Origin of the sequence: Streptomyces sp. SID8374, assembly GCF_009865135.1 — a bacterium.
Lineage (GTDB): Bacteria > Actinomycetota > Actinomycetes > Streptomycetales > Streptomycetaceae > Streptomyces.
Window position 1 is genome coordinate 4,704,147 of record NZ_WWGH01000001.1, and the last position, 22,340, is coordinate 4,726,486.

At 68.8% G+C, this 22,340-nt stretch carries 19 protein-coding genes and 3 tRNA genes; 17 read left to right on the forward strand and 5 right to left on the reverse strand.

Annotated elements, in window-relative coordinates; all coding sequences use genetic code 11:
• Positions 1-39: 39 nt before the first annotated feature.
• Entirely contained in the window at positions 40-696 is a 657-nt protein-coding gene (locus GTY67_RS21020) for an SDR family oxidoreductase (protein WP_161279672.1), read from the reverse strand.
• 34 nt (positions 697-730) lie between these two features.
• Positions 731-2,023 (reverse strand): amidohydrolase family protein, encoded by a 1,293-nt coding sequence (locus GTY67_RS21025; protein WP_161279673.1) that lies wholly within the window; start codon positions 2,021-2,023, stop codon positions 731-733.
• 256 nt (positions 2,024-2,279) lie between these two features.
• Between GTY67_RS21025 and GTY67_RS21030 the strand changes: the two genes are divergently transcribed.
• The 6 genes from GTY67_RS21030 to GTY67_RS21055 all read left to right on the forward strand — a co-directional run bounded on the left by GTY67_RS21030 (position 2,280) and on the right by GTY67_RS21055 (position 4,847).
• Positions 2,280-2,352: transfer RNA gene (locus GTY67_RS21030), tRNA-Thr, on the forward strand.
• Positions 2,353-2,397: 45 nt separating this feature from the next.
• Positions 2,398-2,470: transfer RNA gene (locus tag GTY67_RS21035), tRNA-Met, on the forward strand.
• An 88-nt stretch (positions 2,471-2,558) separates the two neighbouring features.
• On the forward strand, positions 2,559-2,723 hold the full coding sequence (gene rpmG, locus GTY67_RS21040; protein ID WP_003956487.1) for a 50S ribosomal protein L33: 165 nt from the start codon (positions 2,559-2,561) through the stop codon (positions 2,721-2,723).
• 116 nt (positions 2,724-2,839) lie between these two features.
• Entirely contained in the window at positions 2,840-3,292 is a 453-nt protein-coding gene (locus GTY67_RS21045; RefSeq protein ID WP_161279674.1) for a MaoC family dehydratase N-terminal domain-containing protein, read from the forward strand.
• Positions 3,292-3,720: a MaoC family dehydratase gene (locus tag GTY67_RS21050; RefSeq protein WP_093693486.1), complete on the forward strand. Its 429-nt coding sequence runs from the start codon at positions 3,292-3,294 to the stop codon at positions 3,718-3,720. Before GTY67_RS21045 ends, GTY67_RS21050 begins: the two co-directional genes overlap by 1 nt.
• A gap of 71 nt (positions 3,721-3,791) precedes the next feature.
• A complete protein-coding gene (locus GTY67_RS21055; RefSeq protein ID WP_161279675.1) occupies positions 3,792-4,847 on the forward strand; it encodes a UDP-N-acetylmuramate dehydrogenase in 1,056 nt (351 codons plus the stop codon).
• Positions 4,848-4,965: 118 nt separating this feature from the next.
• Here the strand turns inward: GTY67_RS21055 and GTY67_RS21060 are convergent, their stop codons facing one another.
• Positions 4,966-5,601, reverse strand: a complete 636-nt coding sequence (locus GTY67_RS21060; protein WP_161279676.1) for an NAD(P)H-binding protein — start codon at positions 5,599-5,601, stop codon at positions 4,966-4,968.
• A gap of 84 nt (positions 5,602-5,685) precedes the next feature.
• Between GTY67_RS21060 and GTY67_RS21065 the strand changes: the two genes are divergently transcribed.
• Positions 5,686-6,276, forward strand: a complete 591-nt coding sequence (locus GTY67_RS21065) for a TetR/AcrR family transcriptional regulator (protein ID WP_161279677.1) — start codon at positions 5,686-5,688, stop codon at positions 6,274-6,276.
• Here the strand turns inward: GTY67_RS21065 and GTY67_RS21070 are convergent.
• Together GTY67_RS21070 and GTY67_RS21075 are read right to left on the reverse strand one after the other, a co-directional pair.
• On the reverse strand, positions 6,269-7,282 hold the full coding sequence (locus tag GTY67_RS21070; protein ID WP_161279678.1) for an adenosine deaminase: 1,014 nt from the start codon (positions 7,280-7,282) through the stop codon (positions 6,269-6,271). The two genes, GTY67_RS21065 and GTY67_RS21070, sit on opposite strands and share 8 nt — an antisense overlap.
• A 114-nt stretch (positions 7,283-7,396) precedes the next feature.
• Positions 7,397-8,623: a pyridoxal phosphate-dependent aminotransferase gene (locus GTY67_RS21075; RefSeq protein ID WP_093693491.1), complete on the reverse strand. Its 1,227-nt coding sequence runs from the start codon at positions 8,621-8,623 to the stop codon at positions 7,397-7,399.
• Between the two features lie 213 nt (positions 8,624-8,836).
• Here GTY67_RS21075 and GTY67_RS21080 point away from each other — a divergent pair.
• From GTY67_RS21080 to GTY67_RS21125, 10 genes are all read left to right on the forward strand, one after another.
• Positions 8,837-8,909 (forward strand) — tRNA-Trp (locus GTY67_RS21080).
• Between the two features lie 106 nt (positions 8,910-9,015).
• Positions 9,016-9,303: a preprotein translocase subunit SecE gene (gene secE, locus GTY67_RS21085; RefSeq protein ID WP_030561924.1), complete on the forward strand. Its 288-nt coding sequence runs from the start codon at positions 9,016-9,018 to the stop codon at positions 9,301-9,303.
• Between the two features lie 73 nt (positions 9,304-9,376).
• On the forward strand, positions 9,377-10,249 hold the full coding sequence (gene nusG / locus GTY67_RS21090) for a transcription termination/antitermination protein NusG (RefSeq protein ID WP_161279679.1): 873 nt from the start codon (positions 9,377-9,379) through the stop codon (positions 10,247-10,249).
• Between the two features lie 176 nt (positions 10,250-10,425).
• Complete coding sequence (rplK, locus tag GTY67_RS21095; RefSeq protein ID WP_003967000.1) at positions 10,426-10,860, forward strand: 50S ribosomal protein L11; 435 nt, start codon at positions 10,426-10,428, stop codon at positions 10,858-10,860.
• Between the two features lie 80 nt (positions 10,861-10,940).
• Entirely contained in the window at positions 10,941-11,663 is a 723-nt protein-coding gene (rplA, locus tag GTY67_RS21100) for a 50S ribosomal protein L1 (protein WP_093693493.1), read from the forward strand.
• Between the two features lie 138 nt (positions 11,664-11,801).
• Positions 11,802-12,704 (forward strand): hypothetical protein, encoded by a 903-nt coding sequence (locus GTY67_RS21105; RefSeq protein WP_093693494.1) that lies wholly within the window; start codon positions 11,802-11,804, stop codon positions 12,702-12,704.
• A 287-nt stretch (positions 12,705-12,991) separates the two neighbouring features.
• Entirely contained in the window at positions 12,992-13,549 is a 558-nt protein-coding gene (gene rplJ, locus GTY67_RS21110; RefSeq protein WP_093693495.1) for a 50S ribosomal protein L10, read from the forward strand.
• An 84-nt stretch (positions 13,550-13,633) separates the two neighbouring features.
• Positions 13,634-14,017, forward strand: a complete 384-nt coding sequence (gene rplL, locus GTY67_RS21115) for a 50S ribosomal protein L7/L12 (protein WP_093693496.1) — start codon at positions 13,634-13,636, stop codon at positions 14,015-14,017.
• A gap of 624 nt (positions 14,018-14,641) precedes the next feature.
• The gene (rpoB, locus tag GTY67_RS21120) at positions 14,642-18,127 is read left to right on the forward strand and encodes a DNA-directed RNA polymerase subunit beta (RefSeq protein ID WP_093693497.1); all 3,486 of its coding nucleotides are present in this window, start codon (positions 14,642-14,644) and stop codon (positions 18,125-18,127) included.
• Between the two features lie 130 nt (positions 18,128-18,257).
• A complete protein-coding gene (locus tag GTY67_RS21125) occupies positions 18,258-22,157 on the forward strand; it encodes a DNA-directed RNA polymerase subunit beta' (protein ID WP_093693498.1) in 3,900 nt (1,299 codons plus the stop codon).
• Positions 22,158-22,340: the final 183 nt, after the last annotated feature.

Genomic DNA, 22,340 nt, shown 5'->3' on the forward strand with positions numbered 1-22,340 from the left:
CGGGGGCTTCCTCGTTCTCGGCAGCTGTCAGCCGCTCCGTCAGTTGCCCGCGACGTCCTTCACGGAGACCGTGACCGGCACGTTGCCCGAGATGACTTCGAGGGTCAGGCCCGCCGTCGCCGGGGTGTCCAGCAGCTCCAGGATCGTCGCCGCCACGTCGTCGCGCGGGATCGGGCCGCGCCCGGTCTTCGCGGCGAGCAGGATCTGCCCGTTGCCCGCGTCGTCGGTGAGCATCCCGGGGCGCAGGATCGTCCAGTCGAGTGCGGAGCGGGAGCGTACGTCGGCGTCCGCCGCGCCCTTCGCCCTCAGGTAGACGTCGAACACCTCGTCGCCGGGGTGGTCGGGGTCGGCGCCCATGGAGGAGATGACGATGTACCGGCGTACGCCCGCGGCTTCGGCGGCGTCGGCGAACAGGACGGCGGCGCCCCGGTCGACGGTGTCCTTGCGGGCGGTGCCGCTGTTCGGTCCGGCGCCCGCCGCGAAGACGGCCGCGTCGGCCCCGCGCAGCACCTCGGCGGTCTCCTCCACGGTGGCCGATTCGAGGTCCAGCACGGCGGGTTCGGCGCCGAGGTCGGTGAGGTCCTTGCTTTGTTGAGGGTTGCGGATGATCCCTACGGCCTCGTCGCCGCGTGCGGCGAGCAGCCGTTCCAGCCGCTGTGCGATCTGTCCGTGTCCACCTGCGATGACAATGCGCATACCTCCGACCGTACGCCCGGCGGCCGCCGTGTGCTCAGCTCTTGGGCCCGCCACCGGAGTCGGGTCGTCCCTGGCGGGGGAAGTCCGGACCGGCGGCCGTGTCGGGGTCGGAGTCGCAGTATTCGCGTACGGCGCTGGTGCGGGCGACGACCCGGCCGCGGTGGACGACGATCCGGCTGTAGGCGAGGGAGAGCACGGCGGAGAGCCGTTCCCCGCGTACGGCGAGGAGTTCGGCGGGGAAGCCCGCCTCCACGCGGATGTCGGGCAGCCCGAGGGCCGCGCGGGCGATCGTGGAGACCATGGCGTACGCGTGCTCGGCGCGCAGACCGTGCTGCGAGGCGAGGAGGTACGCCGCTTCGAGCGGGTCGCCGCGGCCCACCGGGTTGGCCGTGTCGCGGAGCGCGCCGCTGCCCGCCACCACGCGTACGCCTGCGGAGCGCAGGAGGCGTACGGGAGCGCTCGTACGGCGTTCGGAGCCCGCGCAGCCGCCCTGGGGGAGGCAGACGACGGTGATGCCGGCGGCGGCGAGCTGGTCGGCGGCGCGGCTCGCGGTCTCCAGGGGGAGGTGGGCGAGGCCGGCGCAGGGGCCGATGGTGACCCCGGGGCGCAGGCCCCCGGCCATCGCGGCGAGGCGGGCGAGCCGGGTCGGGTCGTCGCCGTCGGTGTGCAGGTCGACGGGGCAGCCGTGCTCGGCGGCGACATCCAGGACGGCCGCGGTGTACCCGGTGGGGTCGGGGTCCAGGTCGGGGCGGCCGCCGACGACGGCGGCACCCATCTTGACGGCGTCGCGGAGCATGGCCAGGTTGTCGGCCCCGGCGACCCCGGTGAGCAGCCGGGGCACGGCGACCGCAGTGAGGTCGGCGAGGCCGCGCAGGGCCCGCCGGGTCTGTAGGACGGCCTCCAGCGCGGCGAGGCCCTGGACGTCCCCGATCCGGACGTGGGCGCGCAGGGCGGTGGCGCCGTGGCCGAGCTGGAGGAGGGCGGCCTCGGTGGCGCGGCGCTGGATGTCCTCGGCGTGGTGGGAGGCGGGCCCCGGGCCGTCGGGGCCGGTGCCGTCGGCGGTGAGGGCCGTGTCGCCGTGGGCGTGGGGCTCGGCCGGGGCGGGGAGCAGGAGGTAGCCGCGCAGGTCGATGCGGGGGCCGCGGGTGGTGAGGCTGCCCGCGGTGCCGACGGCCTCGATACGGCTGCCGCTGAGGCGTACGTCGACGGCGCGGCCGTCGGTCAGGCGGGCGCCGCTCAGGACGAGGGCGGGGGTGCCGTCGGTGGTGGCCGCTTCGGCGCTGTCGGGCGCGTTGTCGTCGGGCCGACGCGGCTGGCTGTCGGGCATCGCGCTCCTGGGAGGGGTGCAAGATCACACGGAGTGGGGTCGAGCCTAGGGGCGTGCGCGGGCGGCTTCCGGGAGGAGCGCAATAGTCGTACCGGTGCGCCTGTGTCGACGCGGGGAAGGGCTCCGTCCGGAAGAGCGCGCGGGATGGATCAAGGCCTGATCAGGGGGTGTGGGCAGACCCGGAGTGACGGCCCGAGCGGGGTGCCGAAACGGATTTGGGCGATCGGCCGGGGACCGTGTAATGTCTTCCTCGCTCGCCCCAATAGCTCAGTCGGTAGAGCGTCTCCATGGTAAGGAGAAGGTCTGCGGTTCGATTCCGCATTGGGGCTCTGGTGATCGGGAAACCCCGCTTCGGCGGGGGGACTCATCATCAAAGCGGTGTAGCTCAGTCGGTAGAGCAAGCGGCTCATAATCGCTGTGTCACCGGTTCAAGTCCGGTCACCGCTACTAACGGTAGCCGATTGTTGGGTCGGTCCTTCGATCGGCTACTCTTTTATGCGTTCATCCGTCCATCGTCCGTCCAAGGAGCACTCACGTGGCTGCCACCGACGTCCGCCCGAAGATCACGCTGGCCTGCGTGGAGTGCAAGGAGCGGAACTACATCACCAAGAAGAACCGGCGTAACAACCCGGACCGTCTTGAGATGAAGAAGCACTGCCCGCGCTGCAACTCGCACACCGCGCACCGCGAAACGCGCTGAATCAGGCTCGTACACGAGGCCGTCCCCTCTGGGGGCGGCCTCGTGTCGTTGTCCGGGGTGCATCCCCGCACCGGGGCGTGCCCTTATTCGTCTTTCCATCAGGAGGTAGCGAGCTCATGGCGCTCGACCAGTCCTTCGTGGGGCGGACGTATCCGCCCACCCCGGCGTACGAGGTAGGCCGGGAGAAGATCCGCGAGTTCGCCGAGGCGGTGGGTGACACCCATCCCGCGTACGTCGACGCGGAGGCGGCCCGTGCGCTCGGCCACCCCGATGTGATCGCGCCGCCCACTTTCGTCTTCTCCATCACCTACCGGGCCGCCGGCGAAGTGGTGCAGGACCCGCAGCTCGGCCTGGACTACAGCCGGGTCGTCCACGGTGACCAGAAGTTCTCCTACGTGCGTCCCGTACGGGCGGGGGACCGGCTGACGGTCACCTCCACGATCGAGACCATCAAGTCCATGGCGGGCAACGACATCGTGGACATCCGCGGCGACGTGCACGACGAGGCCGGCGAGCTGGTCGTCACGGCGCTCACGAAGCTGGTGGCACGCGCCGCCGAGGAGGCGTGATGACGGCGAAGGTCTCCTACGGTTCGGTCGAGGTCGGTACGGAGCTGCCCGCGCAGTCGTTCCCGGTGACGCGGGCGACGCTCGTCCAGTACGCCGGTGCGTCGGGCGACTTCAACCCGATCCACTGGAACGAGAAGTTCGCCCTTGAGGTCGGGCTGCCGGACGTGATCGCGCACGGCATGTTCACGATGGCCGAGGCGATCCGCGTGGTCACGGACTGGGCCGGGGACCCGGGCGCGGTCGTCGAGTACGGGGTGCGGTTCACCAAGCCCGTCGTCGTGCCCAACGACGACAAGGGCGCGCTGATCGAGGTCAGCGGCAAGGTCGCGGCCAAGCTGGAGGACAACCTGGTCCGGGTGGACCTGGTGGCCGTGTGCGACGGCAAGAAGGTGCTGGGCATGTCCCGCGCCGTCGTCCGGCTCGCCTGAGGACCACGCGGAAGCTGTACGGTCCGTGGCCCCGCCCGAGCGGCGGGGGCGCGGACCGTACTCTTGTCCCCGTGCAGGAACTCCACGATGCCCCCCTCGCCCCCCTGACCACCTTCCGGCTCGGCGGCCCCGCCACCCGGCTCCTGACGGCCACCACCGATGCCGAGGTGGTCGCCGCCGTGGCCGAGGCCGACGCGAGCGGCACCCCGCTGCTGGTCATCGGCGGCGGCTCCAACCTGGTCATCGGCGACAAGGGCTTCGACGGCACGGCGCTGCGGATCGCCACCAAGGGATTCACGCTCTCCGGTACGTCGCTGGAGCTGGCGGCCGGTGAGGTCTGGACCGACGCCGTCGCCCGGACCGTGGAGGCGGGCCTCGCGGGCATCGAGTGCCTGGCCGGGATCCCCGGCTCCGCGGGCGCGACGCCCATCCAGAACGTCGGGGCGTACGGCCAGGAGGTCGCCTCCACCATCACGGAGGTCGTCGCCTACGACCGGCAGACCCGGGAGACGGTGACCCTTCCGAACGCGGAGTGCTCCTTCTCGTACCGGCACAGCCGCTTCAAGGCGGAACCCGACCGGTTCGTGGTGCTCCGCGTCCGGTTCGAGCTGGAGGAGGCGGGCGGTCTCTCCGCGCCCCTCGCCTACCCGGAGACGGCCCGGGCCATGGGCGTCCAGCAGGGCGAGCGCGTCGCCGCCTCCGCCGCCCGGGAGACCGTGCTGAAGCTGCGCGCCGGCAAGGGCATGGTGCTGGACCCGGACGACCACGACACCTGGTCCGCGGGCTCCTTCTTCACCAACCCGATCCTCGACGCGGCCGCGTTCCAGGAGTTCCTGGCCCGGGTCCACGAGCGCCTCGGCCCGGACGTGGCACCCCCGGCGTTCCCCGCCGAGGACGGCCGGACCAAGACCTCGGCGGCCTGGCTGATCGACCGGGCCGGCTTCACCAAGGGGTACGGCAGCGGCCCGGCCCGGATCTCCACCAAGCACACCCTCGCCCTGACCAACCGCGGCGAGGCCACCACCGAGGACCTCCTTGCGCTGGCCCGTGAGGTCGTCGCCGGGGTCCATGCGGCCTTCGGCGTCACCCTGGTCAACGAGCCGGTGACGGTCGGCGTGACCCTCTGAGCACACGCGTGACCCCCTGAGCACACGCGTGCCCCTCCAGGCGCACGCGTGTCCCTATAAGCGCACGCGTCGCCTCCTTATATACGTTCGCGTCGCCTACAAGGACACGTAACGGCACTCAATAGGCGACGCCCACGCCCTTCCGCACCGCCGCCGGATCATCGATCAGCCCCAGCATCGCGTGCGCCACATCGGCCCGCGAGATGGTCCGGCTGCTGAGCGGCGCCCCGCCCACCACCTTGCGGTAGGCGCCCGTGCACGGCCCGTCCGTCAGCCTCGGAGGCCGTACGGAGGTCCAGTCCGTGGCACTGGCGGCCAGCAGCGCCTCCATCCGGGCGAGGTCCGCGTACACCTCTGCCAGAACCGCCCCGACCGCCTTGCGCGCCAGCCGGTCCATCAAGGGCTCACCGTCCGGCACCGGCCCCACCGGCGCCGCGCTCACCACCACCAGCCGGCGCGCATCCTCGGCCGCCATCGCCTCGACGATCAGCCCGGTCAGCCGCTCGGCGACCCCGTCCGCCTTCCGGCCCCGCGCGCCGAGCCCCGAGAGCACCGCGTCCCGCCCCGCCACCGCCGCGCGCACCGCCGCCGGGTCGTCCAGCCGTACGACCCCGTGCAGCGCCCCGGCATCCAGTGGCTCCGGGAGCCTCGCGGGGTCGCGGACCACGGCCGTCACCTCGTGGCCCGCCGCGAGCGCCTGGCCCACGATCTCCCGGCCGACACCTCCGGTCGCTCCGAACACCGTGAGCCGCATGCGCCCTCCTCGGGTGGGTAAGTGTTCACTCACCTCTAGGGTGAGTGGCTGATCACCCCCTCGTCAAGCCGTACAGGAGCACGCATGGAGCCGAAGCCGGCCCGCGTCCGCATCGTCGACGCCGCCCATGAGCTGATGGGCTCCATCGGCCTCGCCCGGACCACCACCAAGGAGATCGCGCGGGCGGCCGGCTGCTCGGAGGCGGCCCTCTACAAATACTTCCCCAGCAAGGAAGAGCTTTTCGTGACCGTCCTCAAGGAGCGGCTGCCGAAGCTCGGCGGACTGCTGGGCGACCTGGTCGCGGGGGAGGGCAGTGTCGAGGCCAACCTCACCGAGGTCGCCCGCCAGGCCGCGCTCTTCTACGAGCAGACGTTTCCCATGGCCGCCTCCCTGTACGCCGAACCGCAGCTCAAGCGCCGCCACGAGCAGGGCCTGCGCGAGCTCGGGACCGGACCCCACATGCCGATCCAGGGGCTGGACGCCTACCTCCGCGCCGAACAGCGCGCGGGCCGGGTGCGCGCGGACGCCGACACCTACGCCGCCGCCTCACTCCTGCTCGGCGCCTGCGCCCAGCGGGCCTTCGCCTACGACGCGCTCCCCGGCGGAACGCCCCCGCGGCCGCTGGAGGAGTTCGCCGCCTCCCTGGCCCGCACCCTGCTCGCCGGAATCAGCTAGCCAGCCAGTCGTCGATCCCCGACAGCAGCTTGTCCCGTACGTCGACGGGCGCGGCCGATCCGCGCACCGACTGCCGGGCCAGCTCGGCCAGCTCCGCGTCGGTGAACCCGTGGTCGCGGCGTACCAGCTCGTACTGGGCGGCGAGCCGCGAGCCGAACAGCAGCGGGTCGTCCGCGCCCAGCGCCATCGGCACCCCCGCGTCGAACAGAGTGCGCAAGGGGACGTCCGCGGCCTTCTCGTAGACGCCGAGCGCCACATTGGAGGACGGGCACACCTCACAGGTCACCTGGCGCTCGGCCAGCCGCGCCAGCAGCCGGGGGTCCTCGGCCGCCCGCACCCCGTGGCCGATGCGCGAGGCGTCCAGGTCGTCCAGGCAGTCCCGCACGCTGGAGGCGCCCGCCAGCTCCCCGCCGTGCGGAGCCGCCAGCAGGCCGCCCTCCCGGGCGATGGCGAAGGCCCGGTCGAAGTCGCGGGCCATGCCGCGCCGCTCGTCGTTGGAGAGCCCGAAGCCGACGACGCCCCGGTCCGCGTACCGCACGGCCAGCCGCGCCAGCGTCCGGGCGTCCAGCGGGTGCTTCATCCGGTTCGCCGCGATCACCACGCGCATCCCGAGACCGGTGTCCCGGGCGGCGCTGTCCACCGCGTCGAGGATGATCTCGATCGCCGGGATCAGTCCGCCGAGCAGCGGCGCGTACGAGGTGGGGTCGACCTGGATCTCCAGCCAGCCCGAGCCGTCCGCGACGTCCTCCTGGGCGCTCTCGCGGACCAGGCGGTGGATGTCCTCGGGGGACCGCAGACAGGACCGGGCGATGTCGTAGAGCCGCTGGAAGCGGAACCAGCCGCGCTCGTCGGTCGCCCGCAGCTTGGGCGGCTCGCCGCCGGTCAGTGCGTCGGGGAGGTGGACCCCGTACTTGTCGGCGAGTTCGAGCAGGGTGGTGGGCCGCATCGACCCGGTGAAGTGCAGGTGCAGGTGGGCCTTGGGCAACAGACGTACATCACGCTCCATTTGAAGATCCTGCCGCACGGGCGGGCCGGAGCGGAAGCCGCTTTCCTCTTTGGAGTGGGCCGAGACGAAAAGAGCCCCCGGCCGAGACGGCCGGGGGCACAATTCGCGGGCTTGTCAGGCCTTGGCCTCGCCCAGCAGCTTCTGGAGCCGGGAGACGCCCTCGATGAGGTCGTCGTCGCCCAGGGCGTAGGAGAGGCGGAGGTAGCCGGGGGTGCCGAAGGCCTCACCCGGGACCACGGCGACCTCGGCCTCGTCCAGGATCAGGGCGGCGAGCTCCACCGAGTCGGCCGGGCGCTTGCCGCGGATCTCCTTGCCGAGCAGGCCCTTCACCGACGGGTAGGCGTAGAACGCGCCCTCGGGCTCCGGGCAGAGCACGCCGTCGATCTCGTTGAGCATCCGCACGATCAGGTTGCGGCGGCGGTCGAAGGCGGTGCGCATCTCCGCGACGGCGTCCAGCGGGCCGGAGACCGCGGCCAGCGCGGCGACCTGGGCGACGTTGGAGACGTTGGAGGTGGCGTGCGACTGGAGGTTGGTCGCGGCCTTGACGACGTCCTTGGGGCCGATGATCCACCCCACGCGCCAGCCGGTCATCGCGTACGTCTTGGCGACGCCGTTGACGACGATGCACTTGTCACGCAGCTCGGGCACGATCGCCGGGAGCGAGGTGAACTTCGCGTCGCCGTAGACGAGGTGCTCGTAGATCTCGTCGGTCATGACCCACAAGCCGTGCTCCACCGCCCAGCGGCCGATCGCCTCGGCGTCGGCCTCGCTGTAGACGGCGCCGGTCGGGTTGGACGGCGAGACGAAGAGGACGACCTTGGTCCTCTCGGTGCGCGCGGCCTCCAGCTGCTCCACGGAGACCCGGTAGCCGGTGGTCTCGTCGGCGACGACCTCGACCGGGACACCGCCGGCGAGCCGGATCGACTCGGGGTAGGTGGTCCAGTACGGGGCGGGGACGATGACCTCGTCGCCCGGGTCGAGGATCGCGGCGAAGGCCTCGTAGATGGCCTGCTTGCCGCCGTTGGTCACCAGGATCTGGCCGGCGTCGACCTCGTAGCCGGAGTCCCGCAGGGTCTTCTCTGCGATGGCGGCCTTGAGCTCGGGGAGCCCGCCGGCCGGGGTGTAGCGGTGGTACTTCGGGTTGCGGCAGGCCTCGACCGCGGCGTCGACGATGTAGCCGGGGGTCGGGAAGTCGGGCTCGCCGGCCCCGAAGCCGATCACCGGGCGCCCAGCGGCCTTGAGGGCCTTGGCCTTGGCGTCGACGGCGAGGGTCGCGGACTCGGAGATCGCACCGACGCGGGCGGAAACCCTGCGCTCGGACGGAGAAGTTGCAGCGCTCATGGGGCCCATGCTCCCAGACCGGAAAACCCGTCGGCACACGGGTTTCAGGGACCGGACAGGAGTCGTACGGGAACCGGACAGGACCGGTCGGTAGTTGTCTGTTCGACGCAGCGCCCCTGAGCACGTACACTCACCTGTCGTTGGCCTTCACCAGCCGCACCGTTCCTGCACCCGGGCACCGGGGAAGATGCGGTAGGTTGGTGGAAACCACAAAGGGTCGTAGCTCAATTGGTAGAGCACTGGTCTCCAAAACCAGCGGTTGGGGGTTCAAGTCCCTCCGGCCCTGCTACACACTCCTTCGCCAGGATGTGTGCGCATGTACGTACTTCATTGCACAGCCGTGCGGCTCCACCGGGCGCGGCACGGCCACGACCCGGAATCAGGTGAGAAGCGTGACGGACGCCGTGGGCTCCATCGACATGCCTGATGCTGAGGACGAATCCCCCGAGTCCAGCAAGAAGACTCGGAAGGGCGGCAAGCGCGGCAAGAAGGGTCCTCTGGGCCGTCTCGCGCTGTTCTACCGCCAGATCGTCGCCGAACTCCGTAAGGTTGTCTGGCCGACTCGCAGCCAGCTGACGACATACACCAGTGTGGTGATTGTGTTCGTCGTTGTCATGATTGGTCTTGTTACCGTTCTTGACATGGGGTTCGCGCGGGTCATCAAGTACGTCTTCGGCTGAGCCGGCGGAAGGCGTCGGACCGGCGCCCCCACCGCATGTTCCACCCCTTTGTATCCAGGAAGAAGCAGCCATCGTGTCTGACCCGAACCTGAACGACGCCGTCGAGCCCGAGGCTGGCGCCTTCGAGTCCGCCAAGGACGAGCTCGGCATCGTTGAGGCTGCTGATTCCGAGAAGGCCGATCAGGCCGAGGCCACCGAGACCGCTGTGGACGCCGTCGCCGACGAGACGATCGAGGCCGACGAAGACGCTGAGGCCGCCGAGGCGGCGGAAGCCGTCGAGGCCGACGACGAGAGCGCCGACGGGGAAGAGGCCGAGCCGGCCGCCCCCGTCGACCCCGTCACCGCCCTGCGCGAGGAGCTCCGCGGTCTCCCCGGCGAGTGGTACGTCATCCACACGTACGCCGGTTACGAGAAGCGCGTGAAGGCCAACCTGGAGCAGCGCGCCGTCTCCCTCAACGTGGAGGAGTTCATCTATCAGGCCGAGGTGCCTGAAGAGGAAATCGTCCAGATCAAGAACGGCGAGCGCAAGAACGTCCGGCAGAACAAGCTCCCCGGCTACGTGCTGGTGCGCATGGACCTGACGAACGAGTCCTGGGGCGTCGTGCGGAACACGCCGGGCGTCACCGGCTTCGTGGGCAACGCCTACGACCCGTACCCGCTGACCCTGGACGAGATCGTCAAGATGCTCGCCCCCGAGGCCGAGGAGAAGGCCGCCCGCGAGGCCGCCGAGGCCGAGGGCAAGCCGGCTCCGTCCCGCAAGGTCGAGGTCCAGGTGCTGGACTTCGAGGTGGGCGACTCGGTCACCGTCACCGACGGCCCGTTCGCCACGCTCCAGGCCACGATCAACGAGATCAACGCCGACTCGAAGAAGGTCAAGGGCCTCGTCGAGATCTTCGGCCGCGAGACCCCGGTCGAGCTCAGCTTCGACCAGATCCAGAAGAACTAGCGCTTCCCGCCGGTTTCTGGACACATGCCTACCCAGCAGGTCAGAGGGGCTTCGCGGCCGCTCTGACCTGCTGGGTTTTTGGTCGCACAGCTATACCCGTTATCGTTGTGCGGTATGCCTCCATCCGGATGACCGGAATCGGCGGCGAAACACTCTCATAGGACCCGGAGAGAGCAATGCCTCCCAAGAAGAAGAAGGTCACGGGGCTTATCAAGCTCCAGATCAACGCCGGTGCGGCGAACCCGGCCCCGCCGGTCGGCCCCGCGCTCGGTCAGCACGGCGTCAACATCATGGAGTTCTGCAAGGCCTACAACGCCGCGACCGAGTCGCAGCGTGGCATGGTCGTGCCGGTGGAGATCACGGTCTACGAGGACCGCTCCTTCACCTTCGTCACGAAGACTCCGCCGGCCGCCAAGCTGATCCTCAAGGCCGCGGGTGTGGACAAGGGCTCCGGCGAGCCGCACAAGACCAAGGTCGCCAAGCTGACGGCTGCCCAGGTCCGCGAGATCGCCACGACGAAGCTCCCCGACCTGAACGCCAATGACCTCGACGCCGCGTCGAAGATCATTGCCGGCACCGCCCGCTCCATGGGCATCACGGTCGAAGGCTGATTCAGCCCCGTAGCCCTCAGTGGTAGGACCAAGCGCTGGTCCGCACCACGACTCCACACTCTGAAACCACAGGAGTAGAAGTGAAGCGCAGCAAGAACCTCCGCGCTGCGGACGCCAAGATCGACCGGGAGCGCAACTACGCCCCGCTCGAGGCCGTCCGTATCGCCAAGGACACCGCCTCCACGAAGTTCGACGGCACCGTCGAGGTCGCCTTCTGCCTGGGTGTCGACCCGCGCAAGGCCGACCAGATGGTCCGCGGCACCGTGAACCTCCCGCACGGCACCGGCAAGACCGCCCGGGTCCTGGTCTTCGCGACCGGTGACCGTGCTGCGGCCGCGGAAGCCGCCGGAGCCGACATCGTCGGCGCCGACGAGCTCATCGACGAGGTGGCGAAGGGCCGTCTGGACTTCGACGCCGTCGTCGCCACCCCGGACCTCATGGGCAAGGTCGGCCGCCTGGGCCGCGTGCTCGGTCCGCGTGGTCTGATGCCGAACCCGAAGACCGGCACCGTCACCCCCGATGTCGTGAAGGCTGTCAACGACATCAAGGGCGGCAAGATCGAGTTCCGCGTCGACAAGCACTCGAACCTGCACTTCATCATCGGCAAGGTCTCCTTCGACGAGACCAAGCTGGTGGAGAACTACGCAGCGGCGCTGGACGAGATCCTCCGTCTGAAGCCGTCCGCCGCCAAGGGCCGCTACATCAAGAAGGCCACGCTGGCCACCACGATGGGCCCCGGCATCCCGCTGGACGCCAACCGCACCCGCAACCTCCTCGTCGAGGAGGACCCGGCCGCCGTCTGAGCCACCGTGCTCACCCGGTAGCCGCGTCGCACGCGTGCACTGTGTGAACGGGCCCCGCAACCTTTCGAGGTGCGGGGCCCGTCCTCGTATCCGGAAGGGATAATCCACGGGGGACACGACGAGGGGCGGAGCGGCCGGATGAGGACGAGCACGTTACGACGACGCATGGGTACGGGGGCCGTCGCGGCGGCCCTGCTGTCGGTGGCGGCCTGCACCGGCGGTGGAGGCAGCAGCTCCGGTACGGCGGAGAAGCCGGCCGGGGACACGGTGGAGACCGCCTCCGTGGCGGCGCTCCAGCAGATCCGGAAGAAGACGGGCACCGCACGGTCGGCCCGGATCGAGGGCACCACGGAGATGGGCGAGACCGTCTCCATGAAGCAGACGGGGACCATCGGCTGGGCCGACGGCCTCTCCGGCTCGCTCACCCTCACGTACACCGGCGGCACCATGGCCAAGGCCCTTGAGCAGGGCGGCGGTGACGGTTCGGTCCGGGCGCGCTACTTCAAGGACGAGTTCTACGCGAACATGGGCGACGCCTTCGCGGCGACAGTCGGCGGCAAGCACTGGATCCGGTACGCCTATAAGGACCTCGCGGAGCTCGGCGGCCCCGCGGGCGACGTCCTGAAGGAGCAGGTCCAGAACAGCACCCCCGAGCAGGGCGTGAAGGCCCTGCTGGCCGCCGGGGACCTCAAGAAGGCCGGCCAGGAGGATGTGCGGGGCGTCCTGGCGACGCGCTACTCGGGCACCGTCGACGTGGCGGAGCTGACCGGGCGGAACAGCGCCCTGGACGCCGAGCAGCTCGCCGCCCTCAAGGAGCAGCTCTCCGCGGCCGGTGTCACCACCCAGACCGTCGACATCTGGGTCGGCGAGGACGACCTGCTCGTGAAGAAGACCGAGCGCGGACAGAGCGCGGCCGGAGCCTTCAACTCGACGGTCTTCTACAGCGACTACGGCACGGACGTCTCCGTGGAGAAGCCTCCGGCCGCCGACACCGCGGACTTCAAGGAGATCCTGAAGCAGCGGATGGCCGAGCCCTCCTGACCTCCGCCCAAACCTCTCGCACCGGGGCGGGCGGCGCCGGATTTGCCCGGCGCGCCCCCGGTCGCGTACTCTCCGCAAGAAGCCAAAGACCGCTGGTCGTCGCCGCGCTCTCGTCAGAGGGACGGTGACCGAAGGTTCCGCTAGATCGGACGACCTGCGCAGGTGACTGTGGAACTGCTCCCGGACGTATGTCCGGTCGAGCCGCGCCCTGGCACTTGTGCTGGGGCGTTTCGTCTTTCCCGGCCCCTTCTGAGCGGTCCTCATCACCCGGAAGGAGGCCGACGCTCATGGCAAGGCCCGACAAGGCTGCCGCGGTAGCCGAGCTGACGGACCAGTTCCGCAGCTCGAACGCCGCCGTGCTGACCGAGTACCGGGGTCTCACCGTGGCACAGCTCAAGGAGCTGCGCCGTTCGCTCGGTGAGAACGCCCAGTACGCCGTGGTGAAGAACACGCTGACCAAGATTGCGGCCAACGAGGCCGGGATCGACACGCTGGACGACCTGTTCTCGGGTCCGACGGCGGTTGCCTTCGTCACCGGTGACCCGGTGGAGTCGGCGAAGGGTCTTCGTGACTTCGCCAAGGAAAACCCCAACCTCATCATCAAGGGCGGTGTCCTTGACGGTAAGGCGCTGTCCGCCGATGAGATCAAGAAGCTTGCGGACCTCGAGTCCCGCGAGGTTCTGCTCTCCAAGCTGGCCGGTGCTTTCAAGGGCAAGCAGACGCAGGCGGCGCAGGTCTTCCAGGCCCTGCCCTCCAAGTTCGTCCGCACCGCGGAAGCTCTTCGCGCCAAGAAGGAAGAGCAGGGCGGTGCCGGTACGCCGGCTCCCGCCGAGGCCGCCGAGTAATTTCGCTCAGCGGTCCAGCGGGCTCCACGTACGCCCGCAGACACATACATCCGGCACCTGCCGAATAGTGGAAGGACGCCTGTCATGGCGAAGCTGTCCCAGGAAGAGCTGCTCGCGCAGTTCGAAGAGCTGACCCTCATCGAGCTCTCCGAGTTCGTGAAGGCCTTCGAGGAGAAGTTCGACGTCACCGCCGCCGCGGCCGTCGCCGTCGCCGGTCCCGCCCAGGGCGGCGCCCCGGCCGAGGCCGAGGCCGAGCAGGACGAGTTCGACGTCATCCTCACCGGTGCCGGCGACAAGAAGATCCAGGTCATCAAGGTCGTGCGTGAGCTGACCTCGCTGGGTCTCAAGGAGGCCAAGGACCTCGTGGACGGCGCCCCGAAGCCCGTCCTCGAGAAGGTCGCCAAGGACGCCGCCGAGAAGGCCGCCGAGTCCCTCAAGGGCGCCGGCGCTTCCGTCGAGGTCAAGTAACACCCCGGGAGTCCACGGACTCCCCGCGGGCGCGTCATGCGCCCGCACCGAAGGGCGATCACCCATCCGGGTGGTCGCCCTTCGGCGTACCCGTGGCGGCTGCCTTGATCTTCCGCCGTCGACGAGTAGGGTGATCTTCGCCGTGCGCCTCTCGCGGGGCGCCCAGGGGCCTCCTGAGGGCTTCCCGGGGGCGGCCGGAGAGAGCCCCTGGGGGCCCGTTCGGACCGGTGGGCCTTGACGAACGGCACGAGGCGCGCAATTCTCAGGACGCGTCATCACTTCGATCCGTATCCGAGGCATGGATCGAGAGTGAAGAGGGCAGTAAAGAAGAGCGCACCCCGCGCGAGGGCCTAACCACACAGGTAGTTGAGAACAGCTGTTGAGAGCAACGTGGGTCTCTGAGAACCCCGACTGGACATCAGTGTGCCGCTTGGCTACACTGACCCTTTGCGCTGCCTGTTAGCTGCCTCCTGCCCGTCACCAGGGGCATGCCCACGCTTTGAGCAACGATGACTGATCCCCTCCGAGCCGGCCCTTCGGGTCGACCCGGGGACGGTGTGTCTCGGTGTCCAATGTGGGACCGGTACGCGCGTAGTGAGTCCGAGCCCTCGGAAGGACCCCCTCTTGGCCGCCTCGCGCAACGCCTCGACCGCGAATACGAACAACGGTGCCAGCACCGCCCCGCTGCGCATCTCTTTTGCAAAGATCAAGGAGCCCCTCGAGGTTCCGAACCTCCTCGCGCTGCAGACCGAGAGCTTTGACTGGCTCCTCGGCAACGCCGCCTGGAAGGCTCGCGTCGAGGCTGCTCTGGACAGTGGACAAGACGTCCCCACCAAGTCCGGCCTGGAGGAGATCTTCGAGGAGATCTCACCGATCGAGGACTTCTCCGGGTCGATGTCGCTTACGTTCCGCGACCACCGCTTCGAGCCCCCGAAGAACTCGATCGACGAGTGCAAGGAGCGCGACTTCACGTTCGCCGCGCCGCTCTTCGTCACGGCCGAGTTCACCAACAACGAGACCGGCGAGATCAAGTCCCAGACGGTCTTCATGGGCGACTTCCCGCTCATGACCAACAAGGGCACCTTCGTCATCAACGGCACCGAGCGTGTCGTCGTGTCGCAGCTGGTCCGCTCGCCGGGTGTCTACTTCGACTCCTCCATCGACAAGACGTCCGACAAGGACATCTTCTCCGCCAAGATCATCCCGTCCCGGGGTGCCTGGCTGGAGATGGAGATCGACAAGCGCGACATGGTCGGTGTCCGCATCGACCGCAAGCGCAAGCAGTCCGTCACCGTCCTCCTCAAGGCGCTCGGCTGGAGCACCGAGCAGATCCTCGAGGAGTTCGGCGAGTACGAGTCCATGCGCGCCACCCTGGAGAAGGACCACACCCAGGGCCAGGACGACGCGCTTCTCGACATCTACCGCAAGCTGCGCCCGGGCGAGCCGCCCACGCGCGAGGCCGCTCAGACGCTGCTCGAGAACCTCTACTTCAACCCGAAGCGCTACGACCTCGCGAAGGTCGGCCGCTACAAGGTGAACAAGAAGCTCGGCGCCGATGAGCCGCTGGACGCCGGGGTGCTCACCACCGACGACGTCATCGCGACCATCAAGTACCTGGTCAAGCTGCACGCCGGTGAGACCGAGACGACCGGTGAGTCCGGCCGGGAGATCGTCGTCGAGACCGACGACATCGACCACTTCGGCAACCGCCGTCTGCGCAACGTCGGCGAGCTCATCCAGAACCAGGTCCGTACGGGCCTGGCGCGGATGGAGCGCGTCGTGCGTGAGCGCATGACGACCCAGGACGTCGAGGCGATCACGCCGCAGACCCTGATCAACATCCGGCCGGTCGTCGCCTCCATCAAGGAGTTCTTCGGCACCAGCCAGCTGTCGCAGTTCATGGACCAGAACAACCCGCTGTCGGGTCTCACCCACAAGCGCCGCCTGTCGGCTCTTGGCCCGGGTGGTCTCTCCCGTGAGCGGGCCGGCTTCGAGGTCCGTGACGTGCACCCGTCCCACTACGGGCGCATGTGTCCGATCGAGACCCCTGAAGGCCCGAACATCGGCCTGATCGGTTCGCTCGCCTCGTACGGCCGCGTCAACGCGTTCGGCTTCATCGAGACGCCGTACCGCAAGGTCGTCGACGGCCAGGTCACCGACGACGTCGACTACATCACGGCCGACGAGGAGGACCGCTTCGTCATCGCCCAGGCGAACGCGATCCTCTCCGACGAGCTGCGCTTCACCGAGCCCCGCGTCCTGGTCCGCCGCCGTGGCGGAGAGGTCGACTACGTGCCCGGCACGGACGTCGACTACATGGACGTCTCGCCGCGCCAGATGGTGTCCGTCGCCACCGCGATGATCCCCTTCCTGGAGCACGACGACGCCAACCGTGCCCTCATGGGCGCGAACATGATGCGTCAGGCGGTGCCGCTGATTAAGTCGGAGGCCCCGCTCGTGGGCACCGGCATGGAGTACCGCTGCGCCACCGACGCCGGTGACGTCCTCAAGGCCGAGAAGGACGGTGTGGTCCAGGAGGTCTCCGCGGACTACATCACCGTCACGAACGACGACGGCACGTACACCACGTACCGCATCGCCAAGTTCATGCGCTCCAACCAGGGCACCTCGGTCAACCAGAAGGTCGTCGTCTCCGAGGGCGACCGGATCATCGCCGACCAGGTCCTCGCCGACGGCCCGGCCACCGAGAACGGTGAGATGGCCCTCGGCAAGAACCTCCTCGTGGCGTTCATGCCGTGGGAGGGTCACAACTACGAGGACGCGATCATCCTGTCGCAGCGCCTCGTGCAGGACGACGTCCTCTCCTCGATCCACATCGAGGAGCACGAGGTCGACGCCCGTGACACCAAGCTCGGCCCGGAGGAGATCACCCGGGACATCCCGAACGTCTCCGAAGAGGTCCTCGCCGACCTCGACGAGCGCGGCATCATCCGTATCGGTGCCGAGGTCGTCGCCGGCGACATCCTCGTCGGCAAGGTCACGCCCAAGGGCGAGACCGAGCTGACCCCCGAGGAGCGCCTGCTCCGCGCGATCTTCGGTGAGAAGGCGCGCGAGGTGCGCGACACCTCGCTGAAGGTGCCGCACGGTGAGATCGGCAAGGTCATCGGCGTCCGCGTCTTCGACCGCGAAGAGGGCGACGAGCTGCCGCCGGGCGTGAACCAGCTGGTCCGCGTCTACGTCGCGCAGAAGCGCAAGATCACCGACGGTGACAAGCTCGCCGGCCGTCACGGCAACAAGGGCGTCATCTCCAAGATCCTGCCGATCGAGGACATGCCGTTCCTGGAGGACGGCACCCCGGTCGACATCATCCTCAACCCGCTGGGTGTCCCGTCCCGAATGAACCCGGGACAGGTCCTGGAGATCCACCTCGGCTGGCTCGCCAGCCGCGGCTGGGACGTCTCCGGCCTCGGTGACGAGTGGGCCAAGCGCCTGCAGTCCATCGGCGCCGACCAGGTCGCCCCCGGCACCAACGTCGCCACGCCCGTCTTCGACGGTGCGCGCGAGGACGAGATCTCCGGTCTCTTCGAGGCCACGATCCCCAACCGCGACGGCGACCGCCTGGTCCAGCCCTCCGGCAAGGCCAAGCTGTTCGACGGCCGCTCCGGCGAGCCGTTCCCGGACCCGGTCTCGGTCGGGTTCATGTACATCCTCAAGCTCCACCACCTGGTCGACGACAAGCTGCACGCGCGTTCGACCGGTCCGTACTCCATGATCACCCAGCAGCCGCTGGGTGGTAAGGCGCAGTTCGGTGGACAGCGCTTCGGTGAGATGGAGGTGTGGGCGCTGGAGGCATACGGCGCCGCATACGCCCTCCAGGAGCTGCTGACGATCAAGTCCGACGACGTGACCGGCCGCGTGAAGGTCTACGAGGCCATCGTCAAGGGCGAGAACATCCCCGAGCCGGGCATCCCCGAGTCCTTCAAGGTGCTCATCAAGGAAATGCAGTCGCTCTGCCTCAACGTGGAGGTGCTCTCCTCGGACGGCATGTCCATCGAGATGCGCGACACGGACGAGGACGTCTTCCGCGCAGCGGAGGAGCTCGGTATCGACCTGTCCCGGCGAGAGCCGAGCAGCGTCGAAGAGGTCTGACGGGTTCGCCGGCCGGATCCCCGTGATCCGGCCGGCTCTCCCCGGACCCGTTCAGACCATTGCTGAAGTGCCCCGATTTCTCGCTTCCGAGCGAGGGGGCTCGAACCCCCGAAAGAGGGATTGACGACAAGTGCTCGACGTCAACTTCTTCGACGAGCTGCGGATCGGCCTTGCCACCGCGGACGACATCCGGACCTGGTCCCACGGCGAAGTGAAGAAGCCGGAGACCATCAACTACCGCACGCTCAAGCCCGAGAAGGACGGACTCTTCTGCGAGAAGATCTTCGGTCCGACCCGGGACTGGGAGTGCTACTGCGGCAAGTACAAGCGTGTCCGCTTCAAGGGCATCATCTGTGAGCGCTGCGGCGTCGAGGTCACTCGCGCCAAGGTGCGTCGTGAGCGGATGGGCCACATCGAGCTCGCCGCTCCCGTCACCCACATCTGGTACTTCAAGGGCGTCCCGTCGCGCCTCGGATACCTGCTGGACCTCGCGCCGAAGGACCTGGAAAAGGTCATCTACTTCGCCGCGTACATGATCACGTTCGTGGACGAGGAGCGTCGCACCCGCGACCTGCCGTCCCTGGAGGCGCACGTCTCCGTAGAGCGTCAGCAGACCGAGAACCGCCGCGACTCCGACCTGGAGGCCCGCGCCAAGAAGCTCGAGACCGACCTGGCCGAGCTGGAGGCCGAGGGCGCCAAGGCCGACGTGCGCCGCAAGGTGCGCGAAGGTGCCGAGCGTGAGATGAAGCAGCTGCGCGACCGTGCGCAGCGCGAGATCGACCGCCTCGACGAGGTGTGGAGCCGCTTCAAGAACCTCAAGGTCCAGGACCTGGAGGGCGACGAGCTGCTCTACCGCGAGCTGCGTGACCGCTTCGGCACGTACTTCGACGGCTGCATGGGCGCCGCCGCGCTGCAGAAGCGCCTGGAGTCCTTCGACCTCGACGAGGAGGCCGAGCGCCTCCGCGAGATCATCCGTACCGGCAAGGGCCAGAAGAAGACCCGTGCGCTCAAGCGCCTCAAGGTCGTCTCCGCGTTCCTCCAGACCAGCAACAAGCCCAAGGGCATGGTGCTGGACTGCGTGCCGGTCATCCCGCCGGACCTGCGTCCGATGGTGCAGCTGGACGGTGGCCGCTTCGCGACCTCCGACCTGAACGACCTGTACCGCCGTGTGATCAACCGCAACAACCGCCTGAAGCGCCTTCTCGACCTCGGTGCGCCCGAGATCATCGTGAACAACGAGAAGCGCATGCTCCAGGAGGCCGTCGACGCGCTCTTCGACAACGGCCGTCGTGGTCGCCCGGTCACGGGCCCCGGCAACCGTCCGCTGAAGTCGCTCTCCGACATGCTCAAGGGCAAGCAGGGCCGCTTCCGTCAGAACCTGCTCGGCAAGCGTGTGGACTACTCCGCGCGTTCCGTGATCGTCGTCGGTCCGCAGCTCAAGCTGCACCAGTGCGGTCTGCCGAAGGCCATGGCGCTGGAGCTCTTCAAGCCGTTCGTGATGAAGCGCCTGGTGGACCTGAACCACGCGCAGAACATCAAGTCGGCCAAGCGCATGGTGGAGCGCGGCCGCACCGTCGTGTACGACGTCCTCGAAGAGGTCATCGCCGAGCACCCGGTGCTGCTGAACCGTGCACCCACCCTGCACCGCCTCGGCATCCAGGCCTTCGAGCCGCAGCTGGTCGAGGGCAAGGCCATCCAGATCCACCCGCTCGTCTGCACCGCGTTCAACGCGGACTTCGACGGTGACCAGATGGCCGTGCACCTGCCGCTCTCCGCGGAGGCGCAGGCCGAGGCCCGCATCCTGATGCTGTCCTCGAACAACATCCTGAAGCCGGCCGACGGCCGTCCCGTCACCATGCCGACCCAGGACATGGTGCTGGGGCTGTTCTTCCTCACCACCGACGGTGAACTCCGTGACACCAAGGGCGAGGGCCGCGCGTTCGGCTCCACGGCCGAGGCGATCATGGCGTTCGACGCCGGCGAGCTGGCGCTCCAGTCCTCCGTCGACATCCGCTTCCCGGTCGGCACCATGCCGCCGCGTGGCTGGGTGCCGCCGGTCGCCGAGGAGGGCGAGCCGGAGTACCAGCCGGGCGACACCTTCCGGCTGCGGACGAGCCTGGGCCGTGCGCTCTTCAACGAGCTGCTGCCCGAGGACTACCCGTTCGTCGACTACTCGGTGGGCAAGAAGCAGCTCTCCGAGATCGTCAACGACCTGGCCGAGCGCTACCCCAAGGTCATCGTCGCGGCGACTCTCGACAACCTGAAGGCGGCGGGCTTCCACTGGGCCACCCGTTCCGGCGTGACCGTCTCCGTGGCGGACATCGTCGTACCCGAGGCCAAGAAGGCCATCGTCAAGGGGTACGAGGAGCAGGACGAGAAGGTCCAGAAGCAGTACGAGCGCGGTCTGATCACCAAGGACGAGCGCACGCAGGAGCTCATCGCGATCTGGACCAAGGCGACCAACGAGGTCGCCGAGGCGATGAACGCGAACTTCCCCAAGACCAACCCCATCTTCATGATGGTTGACTCGGGTGCCCGAGGAAACATGATGCAGATGCGGCAGATCGCCGGTATGCGTGGTCTGGTGTCGAACGCGAAGAACGAGACCATCCCGCGTCCGATCAAGGCGTCCTTCCGTGAGGGCCTCACCGTTCTGGAGTACTTCATCTCCACGCACGGTGCCCGTAAGGGTCTGGCGGACACCGCCCTGCGTACCGCCGACTCGGGTTACCTGACCCGTCGTCTGGTGGACGTCTCGCAGGACGTGATCATCCGCGAGGAGGACTGCGGCACCGACCGCGGCCTCAAGCTGAAGATCGCCGTCAAGGGCGCCGACGGCGTGCTCCGCAAGACGGAGGACGTCGAGACCTCGGTCTACGCCCGCATGCTCGCCGAGGACGTCGTGGTGGACGGCAAGGTCATCGCGCCTGCCAACGTCGACCTCGGTGACGTCCTGATCGACGCCCTGGTGGGCGCCGGCGTCGAGGAGGTCAAGACCCGCTCGGTCCTGACCTGTGAGTCCGCGGTCGGCACCTGTGCCTTCTGCTACGGACGCTCGCTCGCCACCGGCAAGCTGGTCGACATCGGTGAGGCGGTCGGCATCATCGCCGCCCAGTCCATCGGTGAGCCCGGCACCCAGCTGACGATGCGTACCTTCCACACCGGTGGTGTGGCCGGTGACGACATCACCCAGGGTCTGCCCCGAGTCGTCGAGCTCTTCGAAGCCCGTACGCCGAAGGGTGTCGCCCCGATCTCCGAGGCCAAGGGCCGCGTGCGGATCGAGGAGACCGAGAAGACCAAGAAGCTCGTCGTCACTCCGGACGACGGCAGCGACGAGACGGCGTTCCCGATCTCGAAGCGTGCCCGTCTGCTCGTGGGCGAGGGCGACCCGGTCGAGGTGGGCCAGAAGCTCACCGTCGGTGCGACCAACCCGCACGACGTGCTGCGCATCCTCGGCCAGCGTGCGGTCCAGGTCCACCTGGTCGGCGAAGTCCAGAAGGTCTACAACTCGCAGGGCGTGTCGATCCACGACAAGCACATCGAGATCATCATCCGGCAGATGCTCCGCCGTGTGACGATCATCGAGTCCGGCGACGCGGAGCTGCTTCCGGGCGAGCTGGTCGAGCGGTCGAAGTTCGAGACCGAGAACCGTCGTGTGGTCACCGAGGGCGGTCACCCCGCCTCCGGCCGTCCGCAGCTGATGGGTATCACCAAGGCCTCGCTGGCCACCGAGTCGTGGCTGTCGGCGGCGTCCTTCCAGGAGACGACCAGGGTCCTGACCGACGCGGCGATCAACGCCAAGTCGGACTCCCTGATCGGCCTCAAGGAGAACGTCATCATCGGTAAGCTCATCCCGGCCGGTACGGGCCTGTCCCGCTACCGCAACATCCGGGTGGAGCCGACCGAGGAGGCCAAGGCCGCGATGTACTCGGCCGTCGGCTACGACGACATCGACTACTCGCCGTTCGGCACCGGCTCCGGCCAGGCCGTCCCGCTGGAGGACTACGACTACGGTCCGTACAACCAGTAAGCGAGTCGCTTGAACGCCTGAGGGCGGCCGTCCCGTACGCAACGGAGTGGCCGCCCTTCGGCGTGATGTCGCCCTTGCGGGGGTCTGCGCGGCTGGTACGCGAACGTACGGGGGAGGGGTGGCCCCGGGAGGCGGAACCGCTGGTACGGGGCCGGACAGGGGCGGCCACGGCTTCCGGCGAGG

Coding starts and splice junctions, on each gene's coding strand:
- GTY67_RS21020 (WP_161279672.1), bottom strand. CDS start 696: ATGCGCATTGTCATCGCAGGTGGACACGGACAGATCGCACAGCGGCTG.
- GTY67_RS21025 (WP_161279673.1), bottom strand. CDS start 2,023: ATGCCCGACAGCCAGCCGCGTCGGCCCGACGACAACGCGCCCGACAGC.
- GTY67_RS21045 (WP_161279674.1), top strand. CDS start 2,840: ATGGCGCTCGACCAGTCCTTCGTGGGGCGGACGTATCCGCCCACCCCG.
- GTY67_RS21050 (WP_093693486.1), top strand. CDS start 3,292: ATGACGGCGAAGGTCTCCTACGGTTCGGTCGAGGTCGGTACGGAGCTG.
- GTY67_RS21060 (WP_161279676.1), bottom strand. CDS start 5,601: ATGCGGCTCACGGTGTTCGGAGCGACCGGAGGTGTCGGCCGGGAGATC.
- GTY67_RS21065 (WP_161279677.1), top strand. CDS start 5,686: ATGGAGCCGAAGCCGGCCCGCGTCCGCATCGTCGACGCCGCCCATGAG.
- GTY67_RS21070 (WP_161279678.1), bottom strand. CDS start 7,282: ATGGAGCGTGATGTACGTCTGTTGCCCAAGGCCCACCTGCACCTGCAC.
- GTY67_RS21075 (WP_093693491.1), bottom strand. CDS start 8,623: ATGAGCGCTGCAACTTCTCCGTCCGAGCGCAGGGTTTCCGCCCGCGTC.
- rplK (WP_003967000.1), top strand. CDS start 10,426: ATGCCTCCCAAGAAGAAGAAGGTCACGGGGCTTATCAAGCTCCAGATC.
- GTY67_RS21105 (WP_093693494.1), top strand. CDS start 11,802: ATGAGGACGAGCACGTTACGACGACGCATGGGTACGGGGGCCGTCGCG.
- rplJ (WP_093693495.1), top strand. CDS start 12,992: ATGGCAAGGCCCGACAAGGCTGCCGCGGTAGCCGAGCTGACGGACCAG.
- rplL (WP_093693496.1), top strand. CDS start 13,634: ATGGCGAAGCTGTCCCAGGAAGAGCTGCTCGCGCAGTTCGAAGAGCTG.